General features: G+C 51.5%; 34 protein-coding genes. 6 read left to right on the top strand and 28 right to left on the bottom strand.

Features of this window, described 5'->3' with window-relative positions; all coding sequences use genetic code 11:
* Positions 1-480: 480 nt before the first annotated feature.
* Positions 481-1,023 carry a gamma carbonic anhydrase family protein gene (locus JK621_RS18325; protein ID WP_212557100.1) on the top strand — a complete coding sequence of 181 codons (543 nt, stop codon included), beginning with the start codon at positions 481-483 and terminating at the stop codon, positions 1,021-1,023.
* Between the two features lie 42 nt (positions 1,024-1,065).
* Here the strand turns inward: JK621_RS18325 and aroE are convergent, their stop codons facing one another.
* The 5 genes from aroE to dprA are packed head-to-tail and all read right to left on the bottom strand — an operon-like array spanning position 1,066 to position 4,610.
* Positions 1,066-1,884, bottom strand: a complete 819-nt coding sequence (gene aroE / locus JK621_RS18320) for a shikimate dehydrogenase (RefSeq protein WP_212557099.1) — start codon at positions 1,882-1,884, stop codon at positions 1,066-1,068.
* Positions 1,885-1,895: 11 nt separating this feature from the next.
* On the bottom strand, positions 1,896-2,465 hold the full coding sequence (gene tsaC, locus JK621_RS18315; protein ID WP_212557098.1) for an L-threonylcarbamoyladenylate synthase type 1 TsaC: 570 nt from the start codon (positions 2,463-2,465) through the stop codon (positions 1,896-1,898).
* Positions 2,466-2,472: 7 nt separating this feature from the next.
* Positions 2,473-3,018, bottom strand: coding sequence for a DNA topoisomerase family protein (locus JK621_RS18310; protein WP_212557097.1), 546 nt, complete (start codon positions 3,016-3,018; stop codon positions 2,473-2,475).
* Between the two features lie 25 nt (positions 3,019-3,043).
* Complete coding sequence (gene smg, locus JK621_RS18305) at positions 3,044-3,517, bottom strand: DUF494 family protein Smg (protein WP_012147203.1); 474 nt, start codon at positions 3,515-3,517, stop codon at positions 3,044-3,046.
* Positions 3,489-4,610 carry a DNA-protecting protein DprA gene (gene dprA / locus JK621_RS18300; protein ID WP_212557096.1) on the bottom strand — a complete coding sequence of 374 codons (1,122 nt, stop codon included), beginning with the start codon at positions 4,608-4,610 and terminating at the stop codon, positions 3,489-3,491. Before dprA ends, smg begins: the two co-directional genes overlap by 29 nt.
* Positions 4,611-4,744: 134 nt before the next feature.
* Here dprA and def point away from each other — a divergent pair, with 134 nt between their 5' ends.
* From def to mscL, 5 genes are all read left to right on the top strand, one after another.
* On the top strand, positions 4,745-5,254 hold the full coding sequence (gene def / locus JK621_RS18295) for a peptide deformylase (protein WP_212557095.1): 510 nt from the start codon (positions 4,745-4,747) through the stop codon (positions 5,252-5,254).
* Positions 5,255-5,271: 17 nt separating this feature from the next.
* A complete protein-coding gene (gene fmt / locus JK621_RS18290) occupies positions 5,272-6,216 on the top strand; it encodes a methionyl-tRNA formyltransferase (protein ID WP_212557094.1) in 945 nt (314 codons plus the stop codon).
* A gap of 72 nt (positions 6,217-6,288) precedes the next feature.
* Complete coding sequence (rsmB, locus tag JK621_RS18285) at positions 6,289-7,578, top strand: 16S rRNA (cytosine(967)-C(5))-methyltransferase RsmB (RefSeq protein WP_212557093.1); 1,290 nt, start codon at positions 6,289-6,291, stop codon at positions 7,576-7,578.
* Positions 7,579-7,655: 77 nt separating this feature from the next.
* Entirely contained in the window at positions 7,656-9,032 is a 1,377-nt protein-coding gene (trkA, locus tag JK621_RS18280; protein WP_065506705.1) for a Trk system potassium transporter TrkA, read from the top strand.
* Positions 9,033-9,171: 139 nt separating this feature from the next.
* The gene (gene mscL, locus JK621_RS18275; RefSeq protein WP_212557092.1) at positions 9,172-9,588 is read left to right on the top strand and encodes a large-conductance mechanosensitive channel protein MscL; all 417 of its coding nucleotides are present in this window, start codon (positions 9,172-9,174) and stop codon (positions 9,586-9,588) included.
* A gap of 57 nt (positions 9,589-9,645) precedes the next feature.
* Here the strand turns inward: mscL and JK621_RS18270 are convergent, their stop codons facing one another.
* The 23 genes from JK621_RS18270 to rplP form a co-directional block, all read right to left on the bottom strand.
* Positions 9,646-9,852: an alternative ribosome-rescue factor A gene (locus tag JK621_RS18270; RefSeq protein WP_065506707.1), complete on the bottom strand. Its 207-nt coding sequence runs from the start codon at positions 9,850-9,852 to the stop codon at positions 9,646-9,648.
* An 84-nt stretch (positions 9,853-9,936) separates the two neighbouring features.
* Positions 9,937-10,368 (bottom strand): Zn(2+)-responsive transcriptional regulator, encoded by a 432-nt coding sequence (gene zntR, locus JK621_RS18265; protein WP_212557091.1) that lies wholly within the window; start codon positions 10,366-10,368, stop codon positions 9,937-9,939.
* Positions 10,368-10,742 carry a DUF1992 domain-containing protein gene (locus tag JK621_RS18260; protein ID WP_212557090.1) on the bottom strand — a complete coding sequence of 125 codons (375 nt, stop codon included), beginning with the start codon at positions 10,740-10,742 and terminating at the stop codon, positions 10,368-10,370. Before JK621_RS18260 ends, zntR begins: the two co-directional genes overlap by 1 nt.
* A 147-nt stretch (positions 10,743-10,889) precedes the next feature.
* Entirely contained in the window at positions 10,890-11,279 is a 390-nt protein-coding gene (gene rplQ / locus JK621_RS18255; protein WP_004929726.1) for a 50S ribosomal protein L17, read from the bottom strand.
* 40 nt (positions 11,280-11,319) lie between these two features.
* Entirely contained in the window at positions 11,320-12,309 is a 990-nt protein-coding gene (locus JK621_RS18250) for a DNA-directed RNA polymerase subunit alpha (RefSeq protein ID WP_002919219.1), read from the bottom strand.
* A gap of 25 nt (positions 12,310-12,334) precedes the next feature.
* Entirely contained in the window at positions 12,335-12,955 is a 621-nt protein-coding gene (gene rpsD, locus JK621_RS18245; protein ID WP_004951125.1) for a 30S ribosomal protein S4, read from the bottom strand.
* A gap of 30 nt (positions 12,956-12,985) precedes the next feature.
* Positions 12,986-13,375, bottom strand: coding sequence for a 30S ribosomal protein S11 (gene rpsK, locus JK621_RS18240; protein WP_004951128.1), 390 nt, complete (start codon positions 13,373-13,375; stop codon positions 12,986-12,988).
* Positions 13,376-13,391: 16 nt separating this feature from the next.
* Positions 13,392-13,748 carry a 30S ribosomal protein S13 gene (rpsM, locus tag JK621_RS18235; RefSeq protein WP_004951130.1) on the bottom strand — a complete coding sequence of 119 codons (357 nt, stop codon included), beginning with the start codon at positions 13,746-13,748 and terminating at the stop codon, positions 13,392-13,394.
* Positions 13,749-13,894: 146 nt separating this feature from the next.
* On the bottom strand, positions 13,895-14,011 hold the full coding sequence (gene rpmJ, locus JK621_RS18230; protein ID WP_002227352.1) for a 50S ribosomal protein L36: 117 nt from the start codon (positions 14,009-14,011) through the stop codon (positions 13,895-13,897).
* Positions 14,012-14,044: 33 nt separating this feature from the next.
* Positions 14,045-15,376 (bottom strand): preprotein translocase subunit SecY, encoded by a 1,332-nt coding sequence (gene secY / locus JK621_RS18225; protein WP_004929740.1) that lies wholly within the window; start codon positions 15,374-15,376, stop codon positions 14,045-14,047.
* Positions 15,377-15,383: 7 nt separating this feature from the next.
* Entirely contained in the window at positions 15,384-15,818 is a 435-nt protein-coding gene (gene rplO, locus JK621_RS18220; RefSeq protein WP_004951135.1) for a 50S ribosomal protein L15, read from the bottom strand.
* Between the two features lie 3 nt (positions 15,819-15,821).
* Positions 15,822-16,001: a 50S ribosomal protein L30 gene (rpmD, locus tag JK621_RS18215; protein WP_004956161.1), complete on the bottom strand. Its 180-nt coding sequence runs from the start codon at positions 15,999-16,001 to the stop codon at positions 15,822-15,824.
* Positions 16,002-16,007: 6 nt separating this feature from the next.
* Positions 16,008-16,508: a 30S ribosomal protein S5 gene (gene rpsE, locus JK621_RS18210; protein ID WP_004956164.1), complete on the bottom strand. Its 501-nt coding sequence runs from the start codon at positions 16,506-16,508 to the stop codon at positions 16,008-16,010.
* Between the two features lie 14 nt (positions 16,509-16,522).
* Complete coding sequence (gene rplR / locus JK621_RS18205) at positions 16,523-16,876, bottom strand: 50S ribosomal protein L18 (RefSeq protein ID WP_020837234.1); 354 nt, start codon at positions 16,874-16,876, stop codon at positions 16,523-16,525.
* 9 nt (positions 16,877-16,885) lie between these two features.
* Positions 16,886-17,419, bottom strand: a complete 534-nt coding sequence (gene rplF, locus JK621_RS18200; protein WP_065506710.1) for a 50S ribosomal protein L6 — start codon at positions 17,417-17,419, stop codon at positions 16,886-16,888.
* 14 nt (positions 17,420-17,433) lie between these two features.
* On the bottom strand, positions 17,434-17,826 hold the full coding sequence (rpsH, locus tag JK621_RS18195; protein WP_065506711.1) for a 30S ribosomal protein S8: 393 nt from the start codon (positions 17,824-17,826) through the stop codon (positions 17,434-17,436).
* Positions 17,827-17,856: 30 nt separating this feature from the next.
* Entirely contained in the window at positions 17,857-18,162 is a 306-nt protein-coding gene (gene rpsN / locus JK621_RS18190) for a 30S ribosomal protein S14 (RefSeq protein WP_037425862.1), read from the bottom strand.
* A gap of 13 nt (positions 18,163-18,175) precedes the next feature.
* Positions 18,176-18,715, bottom strand: a complete 540-nt coding sequence (gene rplE, locus JK621_RS18185) for a 50S ribosomal protein L5 (RefSeq protein ID WP_004951155.1) — start codon at positions 18,713-18,715, stop codon at positions 18,176-18,178.
* Between the two features lie 14 nt (positions 18,716-18,729).
* Entirely contained in the window at positions 18,730-19,044 is a 315-nt protein-coding gene (gene rplX, locus JK621_RS18180; RefSeq protein WP_126485691.1) for a 50S ribosomal protein L24, read from the bottom strand.
* 10 nt (positions 19,045-19,054) lie between these two features.
* Positions 19,055-19,426 (bottom strand): 50S ribosomal protein L14, encoded by a 372-nt coding sequence (rplN, locus tag JK621_RS18175; RefSeq protein ID WP_020837240.1) that lies wholly within the window; start codon positions 19,424-19,426, stop codon positions 19,055-19,057.
* 166 nt (positions 19,427-19,592) lie between these two features.
* The gene (gene rpsQ, locus JK621_RS18170) at positions 19,593-19,847 is read right to left on the bottom strand and encodes a 30S ribosomal protein S17 (protein ID WP_004951166.1); all 255 of its coding nucleotides are present in this window, start codon (positions 19,845-19,847) and stop codon (positions 19,593-19,595) included.
* Positions 19,848-20,039, bottom strand: a complete 192-nt coding sequence (rpmC, locus tag JK621_RS18165) for a 50S ribosomal protein L29 (protein WP_004951169.1) — start codon at positions 20,037-20,039, stop codon at positions 19,848-19,850.
* On the bottom strand, positions 20,039-20,449 hold the full coding sequence (gene rplP / locus JK621_RS18160) for a 50S ribosomal protein L16 (RefSeq protein ID WP_004951171.1): 411 nt from the start codon (positions 20,447-20,449) through the stop codon (positions 20,039-20,041). Before rplP ends, rpmC begins: the two co-directional genes overlap by 1 nt.
* Position 20,450: the final 1 nt, after the last annotated feature.

The raw sequence follows: 20,450 nt of genomic DNA, 5'->3' as shown, positions 1-20,450 counted from the left end.
AGCGATGCTCAAAGGTTACTAAATGAATTTTACTTCAGTAGTCACTCTTCAAGACTTGATATTTTTTCGAACCCGAAGGTTCTGGATATCGTCTTGTGGAGTGCCCACACAGATTGTCTGATAAATTGTTAAAGAGCAGTGAGTTAGCCGCCGTAGCTTGCTATCTCGAGGTGGCGTATATTACGCTTTCCTCTTTCAGAGTCAACCCTAATTTTCAGGATTTTTTCTCTTCGAACCCCGGAGACTCTGTGAAGTTGTTCACATGTTCCGTGTCGATGGAGGCGCATTATAGGGATCCGTTTTTTTTGCACAACCCCTTTCTTGATCTTTTCTTTCCGTTTGCACACTTTTCAGCCCTTTCGGGTGGATCTTGCACGAACAGGGCCATTTTTCGCAGGATCCTTCGCGTCCATTGGTTGTAATTCCACCGCCAACGTCTAGTATTGCCGGTAAATATGATCCCGATCTGAGGTTATTTTCATGTCCGATGCAGTACGTTCTTATCTTCATTACTCCCCTCAACTGGGTCAACGCGTGATGATCGACCCTTCCAGCGTAGTGATCGGCAACGTTGAACTGGCCGATGACGTCAGTATCTGGCCATTGGTTGCCATCCGCGGCGATGTGAACGCCGTAAAGATCGGCGCACGCAGTAATATTCAGGATGGCAGCGTGCTGCATGTTACCCATAAGTCTGATCATAACCCCGAAGGCTACCCGTTGTTGATTGGTGAAGACGTTACCGTCGGGCACAAAGCGATGCTGCACGGCTGCGCGATCGGCAATCGAGTACTGGTAGGAATGGGATCGATCCTGCTGGATGGAGCAGTAATAGAAGATGATGTGATGATTGGTGCCGGAAGTCTGGTCGCTCCGGGCAAACGTCTGGCAAGCGGCTATCTCTATATGGGCAGCCCGGCGCGCCAAATTCGTCCGCTGAGCGCCGCTGAATTAGAGGGGCTGCTTTACTCTTCGACTAACTACGTACGCTGGAAAGACGAATATCTGTCGGAAGACATCTGAACGATCCCGTTCCCTATATAGGTATAGGGAACGGGAAGCAACCTATGCCGCCAATTCGCTGCGCAGTTGATGCAGCACCGGTTCGATTTCCGGCATAACGCCATGCCATAACAGGAACGAATGGGCAGCCTGCCCCACCAGCATCCCCAGACCGTCGGCATACTCTTTCACGCCCTGTTGCTGCGCCCAGGCCAAAAACGGTGTTAATCCCTGCTGATAAAACATGTCATAACAGCGGGTATGCGCGTTAACCGTACCGGCCGGCAATGCCGGGATCTCTCCGCTGATGCCAGACGCCGTGGCGTTAATCACCAAATCAAACTGCCGTTGACCGAGTTTATTCATTGGCAATGCGGATATTTCGCCCAGATGACAGAATGCTTGCGCCAGCAGTTGCGCGCGGCTGAAAGTACGGTTGACGATAACCACCTCGCAGCCGAAGGACAAAAGTGGCAGGATCACCCCGCGAGCCGCACCACCAGCCCCCACCAGCAAAATACGATCCTTCGGCTGGATCAACTGCTGGCGTTCAAGATCTGTCAGTAAACCGATCCCGTCGGTGTTATCCCCCAGCAAGCGGCCTTCCGGCAGTACTTTCAGCGTATTTACCGCACCCGCCAGCGAAGCTCGCTCACTCAGCTCCGTGGCAACCTTATAGGCCTGCTCTTTAAAGGGGACCGTGACGTTAGCTCCTTGGCCGCCCGCCTGGATAAAGGCCTGCAGAGTGGTTTCAAAACCGTCAAGCGGCGCCAGCACTCTACCGTAAGGATGTTCCAATCCAGTCTGAGCGGCAAACAACGCATGAATATGCGGAGATTTACTGTGGCCGATAGGGTTGCCGAATACCGCAAACTTCTCCATGCATATAACCTCTAGCCCTGACGGATCTGCTCGCCGGTCAAGACATCTCTGATTTCGGAAGGATTAAGGCGACCGCCTACGCTGCCGGCTAATACCGGGAATGCGGCGCCAAACTGTTGCAAGACCTCATCGGCGTTGCGGCAAGGCTCTTGCCCGCTCAGATTGGCGCTGGTCGACACCAGCGGTTTGCCAAATTGCCGGCACAGCTGTTGCACCAATGGATGATCGCTGACACGCACCGCCAATGAATTGAAACGGCCGGTCAGCAGCCGAGGCGTTTCAGGCCGTGCGGGAATAACCCAGGTCACCGGGCCTGGCCAAGTGGCAAACATTGCAGCGCGCTGCTGTTCGCTCAGAGCGCCATCATCAATATAGGGTGTTAGCTGCGCGTAATCAGCCGCAATCAGGATCAGCCCTTTTTCCCAGGGACGCTGTTTCAGAGCCAATAAGGCGTTGACCGCCAGCTCACTGTCAGGATCGCATCCCAGGCCAAATACCGCCTCGGTCGGGTAAGCAATGACCTGCTGGTTATGCAGCGCGTCAATCATTGGCGTTAAGATAGAAGTGAATTCAGAGCTCATGATGTCATTATTCTGTGGTGACTACGGGTTTTCCGCAAAGTTTACTGGCGCAGCAAAGGGTTGGCCCTTTTGCCGTGCGTTTCTCCATCAGCAGTGGGTAGTGACAGTATTCGCACTCACCGGCGACAGGTTTAAAATTGAGGGCAAACTGGCATTCAGGATAGCGATCGCAGGAATGGAATACCTTGCCGTAGCGTGACTTGCGCTGCAGCAGTTTCCCCTGGCCGCATTGCGGACAGCTGATGCTGGTTTCATCCGGCTTGTCGATCACTTCAGTGTGATCGCACTCCGGATAGTTGCTGCAGCCGACAAACATGCCGTAACGCCCCTGGCGCAACACCAATGTTGCCTGGCATTTCGGGCACTCCTGCCCCTCCAACACCTTGACAATATGGCCATCGGCCTGCGCTTTAAGCGGCCGGATATGTTGACATTCGGGATAACGAGAGCAGCCGAGAAAGGGGCCGTGGCGACCACTGCGGATCACCAACTCGGCCCCGCATTCCGGACAGGGTTCATTTTGCCTGGCGGCAAAAATCGCTGTTTTTGTCATAACATCTTCTATGCGTGTTACCGGCTCAGTGCAGATAACCTTCGTTTACTTCAAACAACAGTTCTTCCATTTGCTGATAGGCGCTTTCATACCCTGGGATATTAAACAGCACCATCAGCACCACCCATTTCAGATCTTCGAGATCGAATTCCGTGTTATCTAAAGCCATAACACGATCGATAACCATTTCACGGGTTTCGAGGTTCAATACTTGAATCTGTTCAAGGAACAGGAGGAAACCACGGCAACTGGCATCCAAACGCACGCCTTCTTCTTCGGTGTAGATCCGCATTGCCAGCGGATCGGCATCCATAAAATAGGGCGCATTTTCGCCTTCCTGCAGGTCAGCGAGTTTTTCAAGCCAATTCAACGCGTTGTAGATATCATCCCGATGAAACCCCGCCTGAGCGAGATCATCGGTCAGTTGATCCTGATCGACGCGCATCTCTGGTTCATTGTGGATATAAGTTTCAAACAAGTACATGAGTACGTCGAACATGGCCTGCCCTCCTTATTCGGACATAGCCGCCGGGTACAGCTGCGATCCACCCTGCTAACTCCAGATCGAGTAACTTGATTACCACTTCTGGCACAGGTTGGCCGGCACGTTCAGCGACGACGTCAACAGGTGTCACCTCATCTCCTACGTTAGCCAACACATCAGCAAATGGCAATTCAACTTCGGCCTCAGACGCACAAATAGTTGTATTTTCGTTCAACGATAGCCAATGCAGGCCGCTTCCCAGTTGTTCGGCTACCTCTTTCGGCCCCGTGACCAGGTAGGCTCCCTGTTGGATCAACCAATGCGTTCCTTCACTCATCGGGTTGCCCAGAGCGCCAGGAAGCGCGAAGACTTCACGACCTTGTTCCAGCGCATAGCGGGCTGTAATCAGCGTTCCGCTGCGTAGAGAGGCCTCAATCACCACCACACCCAGGCTTAGACCGCTAATAATGCGATTACGACGCGGAAAGTGATCGGCCATTGGCAGGTCGGTAACCAGATACTCCGAGATTACCGCCCCGCCGTTTTCGACAATTTGTTCGGCCAAGTGACGATGCCGGCGCGGATAGATATTGGCAAGACCGCTCCCCAATACGGCCACCGTGCCGCCTTCCGCCTCCAGCGCCGCACGGTGGCAAATGCCGTCAATACCGATGGCCAACCCGCTGGTGACGGTAAAACCGCAATGCACCAGCCCGGTGGAAAAATAGCGGCCCCAATGTTCGCCGTAATGACTGAACTGACGACTACCGACCATGGCGATTTGCGGTTGCCGCAAAGCCTCTGGGTTGCCCTTTACCAGCAGCAGCAGAGGGGCATCGTCGATAGGAAGCAATTGTTCGGGGTAACCGGCCTCACCATAGGTCAACAGCACGTTGTCGGGCTGTTCCAGCCAGGCGAGCGTGGCGGCCAGATGACGCGGCTCCATCTGGCGAAACTGCGTCTGCTGCCGGTCATCCAGCCCCAATGACCGTAACAAACGAGAAGGATCGCCCCCTGCAGCGACCATCTGCCGTATCATCTGGCTGGCCTGAGCGGCACCCAATCCAGTAACCCCGTGCATTCGTAAGCCAATTTCCTCTGCCTGCATCGCCAGTCCCCCTCGCAGAAAACGGTGGTTTTATCAATTCGAGCAATTGGTGCGCAATGCTGTCAATCAGGCAGGGAAATGTCTAGAATAGAAGCTAAACCTCGTTTATCACTCGGAAACAGATCTCAAGATATATGTCAGTATTGCAGGTATTACATTACCCAGACGAGCGGCTACGCAAAGTTGCGGCCCCGGTAAAAGAAGTCAACGCGACTATCCAGCGCATCGTGGATGATATGTTTGAAACCATGTACGCAGAGGAAGGCATTGGCCTGGCTGCAACACAGGTGGATATCCATCAGCGGATTATCGTCATTGACGTTTCTGAAAACCGCGATCAGCGCCTCGTGCTGATCAACCCGGAACTGCTGGAAAAAAGCGGCGAAACCGGGATCGAAGAAGGCTGTCTTTCCATTCCTGAGCAGCGTGCCTTAGTTCCGCGCGCCGCCAATGTGAAAATCAGAGCGCTGGACCGTGACGGCAAATCTTTCGAGCTCGAAGCCGATGACCTGTTGGCCATCTGTATCCAGCACGAAATGGATCACCTGATGGGCAAGCTGTTCGTCGATTATTTGTCGCCGCTGAAGCGCCAGCGTATCCGTCAGAAACTGGAAAAAATGGCCAAGCTGAACGCACGCGCCTAACCGAGCAGGAAATCAACGTGTCTGACACTTTACGGATTATTTTTGCCGGAACTCCAGACTTCGCAGCGCGTCACCTTGACGCGCTGTTGTCATCTGGGCACCAGATTGTCGGGGTATTTACCCAACCTGATCGCCCGGCAGGGCGAGGTAACAAACTGACGCCCAGCCCGGTCAAAGTACTGGCCCAACAGCACCAACTGCCGGTGTTTCAGCCCAAATCATTGCGCCCGGAAGAGAATCAGCATCTGGTTGCCGATCTCAACGCCGATGTAATGGTGGTGGTGGCCTATGGCCTGATCCTGCCGAAATCGGTGCTGGATATGCCGCGCCTCGGTTGCATCAACGTGCACGGTTCACTGTTGCCGCGTTGGCGTGGGGCAGCCCCCATTCAACGTTCACTCTGGGCTGGCGACAGCGAAACTGGCGTCACCATCATGCAGATGGACGTGGGACTCGACACCGGCGATATGATGCACAAGATCGCTTGCCCAATCGAAGCCGATGACACCAGCGCCAGCCTGTACGACAAGCTGGCAAAACTCGGCCCGCAAGGCATGCTGACCACATTGCAGCAAATGGCCGAAGGTACGGCACGACGTGAAGTGCAGGATGAAACGCTTGTCACTTACGCCGAGAAGCTGAGCAAGGAAGAAGCCCGCCTGGACTGGAGCCTGTCCGCTGCACAGCTTGAACGCTGCATCCGCGCCTTTAACCCATGGCCGGTCAGCTATTTCACCATTGACGATCAACCGGTGAAAGTGTGGCAGGCTACGGTGCTGGCGGAAACGCCTGGCGCAGAACCTGGCACCATCATCCATGCCGACAAGCACGGTATTCAGGTGGCTACCGCCGACGGGATTCTTAACCTGACGCAGTTGCAACCGGCGGGTAAAAAACCCATGTCGGCGCAAGACCTCTTGAACTCACGCCGCGAATGGTTTGCACCGGGTAACCGGTTATAAAGCCCCCTACTACCCGACCGGTCATCGTCGGGTTGTTTCTCTCTTAATACCGATCGTTATCAGCTTAAGCCTATGAAAAACAATTACAATCTCCGAAGCCACGCTGCAAAAGCCATCGGCCAAGTGCTGGATCAGGGTCAGTCACTCAGTACTGTCCTGCCGGCCCTGCAAAAGACCATTTCTGACAAGGACCGCGCGCTGTTGCAGGAGTTGTGTTTCGGCACCCTGCGTGTGCTGCCGCAGCTTGAATGGTGTATTCAGCAATTAATGGCAAAACCAATGACCGGCAAGCAGCGCACGCTGCATTATTTGCTGATGGTTGGCTTATATCAGCTTCTGTATACCCGCATCCCTGCTCACGCAGTGCTGGCGGAAACGGTGGAAGGCGCAGTAGCACTGAAACGGCCACAGCTTAAGGGCTTGATCAATGGCGTATTGCGCCAGTTTCAGCGCCAGCAGGAAGAATTACTGCAGCGCGCCGCCAATAACGACAGCCGCTACCTGCACCCAAGTTGGCTATTAAAACGCATCCAACAGGCTTATCCCGCACAGTGGGAACAGATTATTGATGCCAATAACCAGAAGCCGCCAATGTGGTTGCGCGTCAACCGCCTTCATCACACTCGCGAAGGTTACTTGCAACTGATGGAGCAGGCAGGCATTGCCGCAGAGCCACATGCGGAATACCCTGATGCGCTGCGTCTGCTGACACCCTGCGCCGTTACCGATCTGCCTGGTTTTGCCGAAGGCTGGGTCACGGTGCAAGACGCCTCCGCGCAAGGCTGTATCGATCTGCTGGATCCGCAAGACGGAGAACAGATCCTCGATCTGTGTGCGGCTCCAGGCGGTAAAACAACTCACATTCTGGAGGCTGCCCCCAAAGCCCATGTGATGGCGGTGGATATCGATGAACAACGCCTCGGCCGGGTCAAAGAAAACCTGCAGCGCCTGCGTTTACACGCCGAAGTGAAATTGGGTGATGGCCGCACCCCACAACAATGGTGTGGTGATAAGCAATTCGATCGCATTTTATTGGACGCTCCTTGCTCTGCTACCGGCGTAATCCGCCGCCATCCAGATATCAAATGGTTGCGCCGAGACAGCGACATCGCTGAGCTGGCAAAGTTACAGGCTGAAATCATCGAGGCCATTTGGCCACACCTCAAAAACGGTGGCGTGATGGTGTATGCCACCTGTTCTATCCTGCCGGCGGAAAACGCTGAGCAAATTGCCGCCTTCCTCCAGCGTCATTCCGATGCCAGGTTGGTTGAAACGGGTGACGAACAACGGCCCGGTCGACAGAATCTTCCGCATCCAGAGGATGGGGATGGCTTCTTTTACGCTAAGCTGATTAAACTGTAGCAGTTCGGTACTCAGGGCGCGCTTGTTGCGCCCTTTCAGATAATATTCAGCGGTTTCAGTGTGAAGCAGAGAACCAAATGAAAATAATTATTCTTGGTGCAGGTCAGGTTGGTGGAACGCTGGCAGAAAACCTGGTGGGTGAAAATAACGATATCACCGTCGTGGATACCGATTCAGGCCGCCTGCGTCAGTTACAGGATAAATTTGATCTACGGGTCGTGCAGGGATATGGCTCCCACCCGCGCGTGTTGCGTGAAGCAGGTGCGGAAGACGCAGATATGTTGGTTGCCGTTACCAACTCTGACGAAACCAACATGATTGCCTGCCAGATAGCCTACTCGCTGTTTAATACGCCTAACCGCATTGCACGTATCCGAGCGCCGGAATATATCCGCGAATCGGAAAAGCTATTTCAGCCGGAAGCCGTGCCTATTGATCATCTGATTTCACCAGAGCAGCTGGTTATTGATTACATTTATAAATTAATTGAATACCCGGGCGCGCTGCAGGTTGTCAATTTTGCCGAAGGCAAGGTCAGTATTGCAGCGGTGAAAGCCTACTACGGCGGTCCGCTGGTAGGTAACGCATTGTCCGCAATGCGTGAACATATGCCACACATTGATACTCGCGTCGCCGCGATCTTCCGCCAGGACCGACCAATTCGGCCGCAGGGTTCTACCATTATCGAAGCCGGGGACGAGGTGTTTTTTGTTGCCGCCTCACAGCATATTCGAGCCGTGATGAGTGAACTGCAACGGCTGGAAAAACCTTATAAACGCATCATGATTGTCGGTGGCGGCAATGTAGGTGCAGGCTTGGCGCAACGGTTAGAAAAATCTTACAACGTAAAGCTGATTGAACGTAATCAGCAACGCGCGGCAGAGCTGGCCGAGCAATTGCATGACACCATAGTGTTTTATGGCGATGCCTCTGACCAGGAGCTGCTGGCGGAAGAGCACGTTGATCAGGTAGACGTCTTTATTGCCATTACCAATGATGACGAAGCCAACATTATGTCCGCCATGCTAGCCAAACGTATGGGCGCCAAAAAAGTAATGGTGCTGATTCAGCGCCGCGCTTACGTCGATCTGGTGCAGGGCAGCGTAATCGATATTGCTATATCCCCACAACAGGCGACGATTTCCGCATTATTAGGCCATGTGCGTAAAGCGGATATCGTCAGCGTTTCATCGCTACGCCGCGGTGTAGCGGAAGCTATCGAAGCCATAGCGCACGGTGACGAAAGTACGTCAAAAGTGGTTGGCCGCATCGTTGAAGATATTAAATTGCCACCAGGCACCACCATTGGCGCGATTGTACGAGGTGACGACGTTATTATTGCTAATGGCAGCAGCAAGATTGAACAGGGCGACCATGTCATTATGTTTATTACTGACAAAAAGTACGTTCCTGACGTTGAGCGCTTGTTCCAGCCAAGCCCATTCTTCCTGTAGAACAAATGTATTAAGCAATAGTCTATAATCAGGTAGATATTTGCTGCCGTAGGGAGAGATAAAGACTTTTCTCTCCTTATGTGGCAAAGGGAAATTGCTTTGTTAAACTTGTGTTGTTAATTTCTTTGAGGGGTGTGCTATGAGTATGTTAAAAGAATTCCGCGAATTTGCCATGCGTGGCAACGTGGTTGATCTGGCAGTGGGTGTGATTATCGGTGCTGCTTTCGGTAAAATCGTATCGTCCTTCGTTGCAGATATCATCATGCCACCGCTGGGTTTACTGATTGGCGGCGTAGATTTCAAGCAATTCCACCTGGTACTGCGGGAAGCCCAGGGTACCATTCCAGCCGTGGTGATGAACTATGGTTCATTCATCCAGACCGTTTTTGATTTCGTTATCGTTGCCTTCGCTATTTTCCTGGCCATTAAATTAATGAACAAAATGCGTCGCAAGCAGGCAGAAGAGCCGGCAGCCCCGCCTGCGCCAACTGCTGAAGAAAAACTGCTTACTGAAATTCGTGATTTGTTGAGCCAGCAGCAACAGCCAAAACTATAAATCCGTTTGTCTTATACTAATAAAAAGCCATCGTAATCAGATGGCTTTTTTAATGTCTTAAAACCAGAAGGCCAGTGGCAAATTATCGTTAGATAACTTGCCACTGGCCTCCCAGTTACCGCCTTTTGCGTGTTTGTCTTTACGCCGATAGCTGCCTTTCCCTTTACTATTTTTCTCTATCCGTTGGCGGAATAACGGATCATGCAGCAGTGCTTCAATCGCGTTGTCCTGTATCTGGCCTTTAGTATGACGGTATTTAGTCACGGTAATGCTCCTGTAGAAACTAGGGTTATAAAACGAGCAGATAATACTGCCGGACGTATAAAAATTAAAGAGCTGCGAGTCCTTTTACGCGCCTTTTTTTGCCTTCTCTTCACTGGCTCCCTGCTCCAGCGCTTCCAAAATTGAACAATAGCTGCTGGTATGGGCGGTGCCACAGCAGGCATCACTCAACCGCTTTAACGATTCGCGCATCCGCATCAACTCAGTCAGCTTGTTCTCTACCTCACCAAGCCGCGCTTCAACGATCGATTTGGATTCCTGGCAGGTATGATGTTCAGGATCGACTCGGATCGATAGCAGTTCAGCGATAGTTTCCAAAGTGAAACCAAGTTGTTTGGCATAGCGGATAAAACGCAGGCGCTGCAGGTCCTGATCGCTATACAGCCGATAGCCACCCTCTGTGCGGACATTGTGATCCATCATGCCCTGCTTTTCGTAGTAACGCACCGTGTCCGGCGTTACGTCCGCGAGTTTGGCCAACTGACCAATTTTGAACATTACTTTTCCTCCCGAGTGAATTTACCGTCAAGCGCACGCCGATAGTCGCCATGCAGGAAATCGGTACTCATTCCCGCCTGACGCAAACGGTGCTCCAACAGCGCCATCCGTTTACTGAGCTCGGCATAGTCTGCATGCTGGCTGCCAATCTCCTGCAGCAGTTTCGCAAGGGTTAGCGCCTCTTTGCGATCTTCCAGTTCCGGCGGCAAATAGCCGGCGTTCTTCAGCAGGCGAAACCCGCTACGCAATTCTGCAGGCACCGCACTGTCATCATCCAGCACCAGCGGTTGCCCCTGGCCCGGCAGATCGTCGAACTCGCCTTTTTCCTGAGCGTCGAGAATATGGCGCTCCGCCCACTGATCGAGTAACCACATGGCATAAAGCCTCAGTTAGCCTGATTAACAGGGATAGCATAGCGGATGGGGAGGGGGAACTTAAGACCAACGGGGAAAGAGAGCACATTTGGCCGGCTTTGGACGTAAAAAAACCGGGCAAGCCCGGTTTTTTTACGCATCTACAGATTACTCTGCAGTTGCCACTTCTGCTTGAGACTCAGCACGATCAACCAGCTCGATGTATGCCATCGGCGCGTTGTCGCCTGCGCGGAAGCCACACTTCAGAATGCGAGTGTAACCACCGGCACGGCTCGCAAAACGCGGGCCCAGCTCGTTAAACAGTTTTGCCACGATCTCGTTATCACGAGTACGGGCGAATGCCAGACGACGATTAGCTACGCTGTCGGTCTTGGCAAGAGTAATCAGCGGCTCAACAACGCGACGCAGCTCTTTCGCTTTTGGCAGGGTCGTCTTGATGATCTCATGACGAACCAAAGAGCCGGCCATGTTACGGAACATAGCCTGGCGGTGGCTGCTGTTACGGTTCAGTTGACGACCACTCTTACGATGGCGCATGACCTTATCCTTCTCAGTAAAACCTTAACCTGTGATCCGGTTACTCGTCAGCAATGCTTGCCGGTGGCCAGTTTTCCAGGCGCATGCCCAGTGACAGACCACGTGAAGCCAGCACGTCTTTAATCTCGGTAAGAGATTTTTTACCCAGGTTCGGCGTTTTCAGCAACTCAACCTCGGTACGCTGTACCAGATCACCGATGTAGTGGATAGCTTCTGCCTTAAGGCAGTTAGCAGAGCGGACAGTCAATTCCAGATCGTCAACAGGGCGCAGCAGGATCGGATCGAATTCTGGTTTCTCTTCTTTAACTTCCGGTTGACGTACATCACGCAGGTCAACGAATGCTTCAAGTTGTTCGGCCAGGATGGTTGCCGCACGGCGGATCGCCTCTTCAGGATCGATCGTGCCATTGGTTTCCATTTCGATAACCAGCTTGTCCAGGTCAGTACGCTGTTCTACACGCGCTGCTTCAACATTGTAGGCAATACGCTCTACAGGGCTATAGCAGGCGTCAACCAACAGACGACCGATCGGGCGCTCATCTTCTTCCGAATGAATTCGGGCAGAAGCCGGCACGTAACCACGACCGCGCTGAACTTTGATACGCATGCTGATAGCAGCGTTCTCATCGGTCAGGTGGCAGATCACATGCTGAGGCTTGACGATTTCGACATCACCATCATGGGTGATGTCGGCAGCGGTCACAGGGCCAATGCCAGATTTATTCAGGGTAAGAATAACTTCGTCTTTGCCTTGAACTCTCACCGCCAGCCCTTTCAGGTTGAGCAGGATCTCCAGGATATCTTCCTGTACGCCTTCTTTGGTGCTGTACTCATGCAGTACACCATCAATCTCAACCTCGGTCACCGCGCAACCCGGCATAGATGAAAGCAGAATACGGCGCAGTGCGTTGCCAAGAGTATGGCCAAAGCCACGCTCTAAAGGCTCAAGGGTCACCTTGGCGTGCGTCGAACTGACTTGCTCGATATCTACCAGGCGCGGTTTTAGAAACTCTGTCACAGAACCCTGCATTGTGTCCTCTCTTTGGTACTAAGCTTTACTTGGAGTAAAGCTCGACGATCAGGTGTTCGTTAATGTCCGCAGACAGATCGGTACGTTCAGGCATACGCTTGAACACGCCTTCCATCTTAGCAGCATCAACTTCCAGCCAAGTCGGCTTTTCACGCTGCTCAGCCAGCTCCAGAGAAGCTTTAACACGAGATTGCTTTTTAGCTTTCTCGCGGATGCTGACTACGTCATTCGGAGATACCTGATAAGAAGCGATGTTAACAACGCGACCATTTACCATAATTGCTTTGTGGCTAACCAACTGACGTGACTCTGCACGAGTAGCGCCGAAGCCCATACGGTAAACAACGTTGTCCAGACGACCTTCCAGCAGTTGCAACAGGTTTGCACCGGTGTTGCCCTTCAGGCGTGCTGCTTCTTTATAATAGTTACGGAATTGACGTTCCAGAACACCGTACATACGGCGAACTTTTTGCTTTTCACGTAACTGTACACCGTAGTCAGACAGACGCGGTTTACGCGCACCGTGTTGACCAGGCGGTTGCTCAATTTTACACTTGGTATCGATCGCGCGAACGCCAGACTTCAGGAACAGGTCTGTGCCCTCACGGCGGCTAAGCTTGAGCTTAGGACCCAAATATCTTGCCATTTTCTTTCTCCAACTAACCTAAAAGCAGCGTTATACGCGGCGCTTTTTCGGCGGACGACAACCGTTGTGAGGGATAGGAGTCACATCAGTAATATTAGTGATGCGGAAACCAGCGGCGTTCAGAGCACGAATAGTTGATTCGCGACCCGGACCCGGTCCCTTAACCATAACTTCCAGGTTCTTGATACCGTATTCTTTTACTGCGTCAGCACAACGTTCTGCTGCAACCTGAGCTGCAAACGGAGTTGACTTACGAGAACCACGGAAACCAGAACCACCGGCAGTTGCCCAACCCAATGCATTACCCTGACGATCGGTAATAGTTACAATGGTGTTGTTGAAAGAAGCATGGACATGAGCCACGCCGTCAGAGACTTGTTTTCTTACACGCTTACGTGTACGAACAGGTGCCTTTGCCATTATTCAATCACCCTGATTATTTCTTGATTGGTTTACGCGGACCCTTACGGGTACGTGCGTTGGTCTTCGTACGCTGACCGCGAACTGGCAGACCACGACGATGACGCAAACCACGGTAAGTACCAAGATCCATCAGACGCTTGATGCTCAGGGTAACTTCACGACGCAAATCACCTTCTACAGTGAATTTGGCGACTGCTTCACGCAGCTGTTCAATTTGCTCTTCAGACAGCTCACTGATCTTAACATTTTCAGCAATACCCGTAGATGCACAGATAGACTGTGAACGGGTCTTACCGATTCCGAAGATCGACGTTAAGGCGATAACGGTATGTTTATGATCAGGAATGTTAATGCCTGCTATACGGGCCACTATGCACTCCTACTATTTTATACGGCAACACCATTCTGAAAAGCCCGTTTTCAGGATACTCAAATAATGTTGCAGCTACATACAAAAGATTGGCTGGCTAATCTAGCCAGCTCAACCCAACTTTGCAAGAAAAATATGCGAGATAATCAGCCTTGACGCTGTTTATGCTTCGGCTCGGCGCTGCAAATCACACGAACGACACCGTTACGCTTAACGATTTTGCAGTTACGACATAATTTCTTGACGGAAGCACGAACTTTCATTTTTACTCTCCGTAACTTCTCAAACGCACCTGACTAGCGGTTATAGCCTTTCAGGTTTGCTTTCTTCAATGCAGACTCGTACTGACTTGACATCATCAGAGTTTGCACTTGAGCCATAAAGTCCATGATGACGACAACCACGATCAGTAGCGAGGTACCACCAAAGTAGAATGGTACTTTCATTGCATCACGCATGAACTCCGGGATCAGGCAGATGAAAGTAATGTACATCGCGCCCACCAGGGTTAAACGCGTCATTACTTTATCGATGTACTTCGCCGTTTGCTCTCCCGGACGAATTCCTGGTACGAAGGCACCGGACTTCTTCAGGTTATCTGCTGTTTCACGCGGGTTGAAAACCAACGCCGTGTAAAAGAAACAGAAGAAGATGATTGCAGATGCATAGAGTAACACATAAAGCGGTTGCCCTGGCTGCAAATACAGCGAAATCGTTGTCAGCCAGTTCCAACCGGTACCGCCCCCAAACCATGATGCGATCGTGGCTGGGAACAGAATAATGCTGGAAGCGAAGATTGCCGGGATAACCCCTGCCATGTTCACTTTCAACGGTAAGTGTGTGCTCTGTGCTGCATAAACACGACGCCCTTGTTGACGTTTCGCATAGTTAACGACGATACGACGTTGACCACGTTCGATGAAAACAACGAAGAAGGTTACTGCAAACACTAATACTGCAACCAACAGCAACAGGAGGAAGTGCAGGTCGCCTTGCCGAGCTTGCTCAATGGTATGGGCTACTGCCGGCGGAAGTCCCGCTACGATACCCGCAAAGATAATGATCGAGATACCGTTACCGATACCGCGTTCAGTAATCTGCTCACCCAGCCACATCAGGAACATTGTCCCGGTAACCAAGCTAACTACTGCAGTAAAGTAGAATGCAAAGCCTGGATTTAACACCAGACCCTGCATACCAGGCATATTCGGTAAACCGGTAGCAATACCGATTGACTGGAATATAGCCAACACTAGCGTACCGTAACGGGTGTACTGGCTAATCTTGCGACGGCCAGCCTCCCCTTCTTTCTTAATTTCTGCCAACGCTGGATGTACCACCGTTAACAGCTGGATAATGATCGATGCCGAAATATACGGCATGATCCCCAGAGCAAAGATTGAAGCACGGCTGAGGGCACCACCAGAGAACATGTTAAACATTTCAATGATAGTGCCTCTCTGCTGCTCGAGCAATTTGGCAAGCACAGTGGCATCGATACCAGGAATCGGAATAAAAGAGCCGATACGGAAGACAATCAGCGCGCCGATTACAAACAAAAGTCTGCGCTTCAGCTCGCCGAGCCCGCCTTTAGCACTTTGAAAATCTAATCCTGGTTGCTTAGCCATCTGCTACTTATTCCTCAATTTTACCGCCAGCAGCTTCGATAGCAGCACGAGCGCCTTTGGTGACACGCAGACCACGCAGGGTAACCGGACGAGCGACTTCGCCAGAAAGCATAACTTTCACGAACTCGATCTGGATACCAACAACGTTAGCGGCTTTCAGCGCGTTCAGGTCGATTACGTCGCCTTCAACAAGAGCCAGCTCAGACAGACGAACTTCTGCCGTGATCATAGCTTTGCGAGAGGTAAAGCCGAATTTCGGCAAACGACGATATAAAGGCATCTGACCACCTTCAAACCCACGACGTACGCCACCGCCAGAACGAGAGTTCTGACCTTTGTGACCACGACCGGCGGTTTTACCCAGGCCAGAACCAATACCACGACCTACACGCTTCGGCGCATGCTTGGCACCTTCAGCCGGAGACAGAGTATTTAAACGCATCTGTTACTCCTCAACTTTAACCATGTAGGAAACCAGGTTGATCATACCGCGTACAGCAGGAGTATCCTCGCGCTCTACGGTGTGACCAATACGACGCAGACCCAGACCGAGCAGTGTAGCTTTATGCTTCGGCAGACGGCCAATGGAGCTGCGAACTTGTGTTACTTTGATAGTCTTAGCCATGGTCAATTACCCCAGAATGTCTGCAACGGATTTACCACGCTTGGCAGCGACCATTTCAGGGGACTTCATATTTGCCAAAGCATCAATAGTTGCACGAACCACGTTGATCGGGTTGGTGGAACCATAAGCTTTAGCCAATACGTTGTGCACCCCAGCGACTTCCAGGACGGCGCGCATTGCGCCACCGGCAATAATACCGGTACCTTCGGAAGCCGGCTGCATGAACACACGGGAACCCGTATGAGCACCTTTAACAGGATGCTGCAGGGTGCCGCTGTTCAGCGCGACATTCATCATGTTGCGACGGGCTTTTTCCATCGCTTTCTGGATCGCTGCCGGAACTTCGCGTGCTTTGCCGTAGCCAAAACCAACGCGACCGTTACCATCACCAACTACTGTCAGTGCGGTAAAGCTGAAAATACGGCCACCTTTTACGGTTTTAGATACGCGGTTTACCGCGATCAGCTTTTCCTGCAGTTCGCCAGCTTGTTTTTCGATGTGAGCCATCTTAAACCTCTTCCTTAGAACTGAAGGCCAGCTTCACGGGCAGCATCTGCCAGTGCCTGGACTCGACCATGATATTGGAAACCGGAACGGTCAAAGGATACTTTAGAGATCCCTTTTTCCAACGCGCGCTCAGCCAGAGTTTTACCTACGGCAGCTGCTGCGTCTTTGTTACCGGAATACTTCAGTTGCTCAGTGATAGCTTTTTCTAAAGTAGAAGCTGCTACCAGTACTTCAGAACCATTTGGAGCAATTACCTGTGCGTAAATGTGACGCGGGGTACGATGTACCACCAGGCGGGTTGCACCCAGTTCTTTGAGCTTACGGCGTGCGCGGGTCGCACGACGGATACGAGCAGATTTCTTATCCATAGTGTTACCTTACTTCTTCTTAGCCTCTTTGGTACGCACGACTTCGTCGGCGTAACGGACACCCTTGCCTTTGTAAGGCTCAGGACGGCGGTAGGCACGCAGATCTGCAGCAACCTGGCCAATAACTTGTTTATCAGCGCCTTTCAGCACGATTTCAGTTTGGCTAGGGCATTCAGCAGTAATACCTGCTGGCAGCTGGTGATCGACAGGGTGAGAGAAGCCCAGGGCTAAATTCACCACGTTGCCTTTAACAGCAGCACGATAACCAACACCTACCAGTTGAAGCTTTTTGGTGAAGCCGTCGGTAACACCAACTACCATTGCGTTCAGCAGAGCGCGCGTAGTACCCGCTTGGGCCCATGCGTTAGCAAAACCTTCGCGTGGAGCGAAAGTCAGTGCGTTAGCTTCTTGCTTCACTTCAACGGCGTCGTGGACAGTACGAGTCAGCTCGCCGTTCTTACCCTTAATCGAAATAACCTGACCGTTGAGTTTTACCTCTACGCCGGCAGGAATGACGACGGGTGCTTTTGCAACACGAGACATTCTTTCCTCCCGAATTAAGCTACGTAGCAGATAATCTCGCCACCAAGACCAGCTTGGCGAGCTGCACGATCGGTCATAACACCTTTAGAGGTAGAAATAACAGCAATACCCAAACCGGCCATAACTTTAGGCAGCTCATCTTTTTTCTTATAGATGCGCAGACCTGGACGGCTGATTCGCTGAATGCTTTCTACCACTGCCTTTTCCTGGAAGTACTTCAGTACCAATTCCAGTACAGGCTTGGTGTCGCCTTCGATTTTGAAATCTTCAATAAAACCTTCTTCCTTCAGCACGTTGGCAATTGCCACTTTCAGCTTGGAGGAAGGCATGGTGACCGCAACTTTGTTCGCGGCTTGACCGTTACGGATACGGGTCAGCATATCCGCGATCGGATCTTGCATGCTCATCTGTCTTTACTCCCGTGATTCAATTGGTAATTACCAGCTAGCCTTTTTCAAGCCTGGTACTTCACCGCGCATAGCGGCTTCACGTAGCTTGATACGGCTCAACCCGAATTTGCCCACATAACCATGTGGACGGCCAGTTTGGCGGCAGCGTTTACGCTGACGAGACGGGCTGGAATCACGCGGCAGAGTTTGCAGCTTGAGAACAGCATCCCAACGATCTTCGTCGGATGAGTTCACACCAGAAATGATAGCTTTCAATTCCTCGCGTTTAGCGCGGTACTTGTCAGCCAGTTTCACGCGAACGACTTCGCGTGCTTTCATTGATTGCTTAGCCATCAGTAACCCTGCCTTACTTGCGGAACGGGAAGTTAAAAGCAGCCAACAGTGCGCGGCCTTCATCATCAGATTTCGCAGTAGTGGTAATGGTAATATCCAAGCCACGAACACGATCGACTTTGTCGTAGTCGATTTCTGGGAAGATGATTTGCTCACGCACACCCATGCTGTAGTTACCACGGCCATCGAATGACTTAGCGGACAAGCCACGGAAGTCTCGGATACGTGGAACAGCAATGGAAATCAGACGCTCAAAGAACTCCCACATGCGTTCGCCACGCAGAGTTACTTTACAGCCGATCGGATAGCCCTGGCGGATTTTGAAGCCTGCAACAGATTTGCGTGCTTTGGTGATGAACGGCTTTTGACCGGAGATTGCTGCCAAATCGGCTGCTGCGTTATCCAGCAGTTTCTTGTCAGCGATCGCTTCACCAACACCCATATTCAGGGTGATCTTCTCGACCCGAGGGACTTGCATGACAGAATTGTAATCAAACTGAGACATCAGTTGTTTGACTACCTCGTCTTTGTAGTAATCATGCAGTTTCGCCATCGTATTACTCCAAATTACTTGATAGTTACGCTGTTAGACTTGAAGAAACGGACTTTTTTGCCGTCTTCGAATCTAAAGCCTACACGGTCAGCCTTACCGGTAGCCGTGTTGAAGAGAGCAATGTTAGAAACCTGAATAGCAGCTTCTTTTTCAACAATGCCACCTGGTTGGTTCAGGGCCGGAACCGGCTTCTGATGTTTCTTAACCAGGTTGATACCTTCAACAATGACCTTGCCAGCAGACAAGACATTTTTTACTTTACCGCGTTTACCTTTGTCTTTCCCGGTAAGCACGATAACTTCGTCATCACGACGGATTTTCGCTGCCATGGTTCGCTCCTTAGAGTACTTCTGGTGCCAGAGAGATAATTTTCATGAACTTCTCATTACGCAGTTCACGAGTTACCGGCCCAAAAATACGCGTACCGATAGGTTGCTCGCTGTTATTGTTTAAAATAACGCATGCATTACCATCGAAGCGAATGACAGAACCGTCCGGGCGACGTACACCCTTCTTGGTGCGCACCACTACCGCCTTCAGCACATCGCCTTTCTTCACCTTACCGCGAGGAATTGCTTCCTTGATGGTAATTTTGATGACGTCGCCGATGCCTGCGTAGCGACGGTGCGAGCCACCTAGAACCTTGATACACATTACGCGACGTGCACCGGAGTTGTCGGCCACGTTCAGCATAGTCTGTTCTTGGATCATGTTAGTGCTCCGCTAATGTCAACTACAACTTTAGGACCTATTACTAGGTCGTTGAAAAGCCCCATAACCGAGGGCGCAGCATTATAACACCGCTTCCAAAGTATGGGTAGAAAAAATAAACGGCTCATTTTTTGAGCCGTTTATTAAGTTAGAGGCAGCTACTCTATTACAGAATCGCTTTCTCTACAACGCGAACCAACGTCCAAGACTTAGTCTTAGACAGTGGACGGCATTCGCGGATTTCTACCACGTCACCGATACCACATTCGTTGTTCTCGTCATGTACGTGCAGCTTGGTCGTACGCTTGATGAATTTCCCGTAGATTGGGTGCTTCACCGTGCGCTCGATAGCAACAACCAAGGATTTCTCCATTTTGTCACTAATAACACGACCCTGCAGAGTACGGTTAATATCAGTCATTTACACACCCGCCTTTTCAGTCAGTAAAGTCTTAACGCGTGCGACGTTACGACGCACTTGTTTCAACAGGTGAGTTTGTTGCAGCTGGCCACTTGCCGCCTGCATGCGCAAGTTAAATTGCTCACGCAGCAGGTTGAGCAGCTCAGTGTTCAGCTCTTCAACGCTTTTTTCACGCAGCTCTTGTGCTTTCATTACATCACCGTCTTAGTTACAAAGGTGGTTTTGATCGGCAATTTAGCTGCAGCGAGCTTGAATGCCTCACGGGCGACCTCTTCTGGCACACCGTCCATTTCGTACAGGACCTTACCAGGTTGGATCAGGGCAACCCAATACTCTACGTTACCCTTACCTTTACCCATACGCACTTCGAGCGGCTTCTCGGTAATCGGTTTGTCCGGGAATACACGGATCCAGATTTTACCTTGACGCTTAACTGCACGAGTCATTGCACGACGAGCTGCTTCGATTTGACGAGCAGTCAGACGGCCACGGCCAACAGCTTTCAGACCGAAAGTGCCGAAGCTAACATCCGTACCCTGCGCCAGACCACGGTTGCGGCCTTTGTGCATCTTACGGAATTTTGTACGCTTTGGTTGTAACATC

It is taken from the genome of Serratia plymuthica, assembly GCF_018336935.1.
GTDB classification, from domain to species: Bacteria; Pseudomonadota; Gammaproteobacteria; order Enterobacterales; family Enterobacteriaceae; genus Serratia; species Serratia plymuthica_B.
This window is presented reverse-complemented; position numbering and strand designations above follow the sequence as displayed.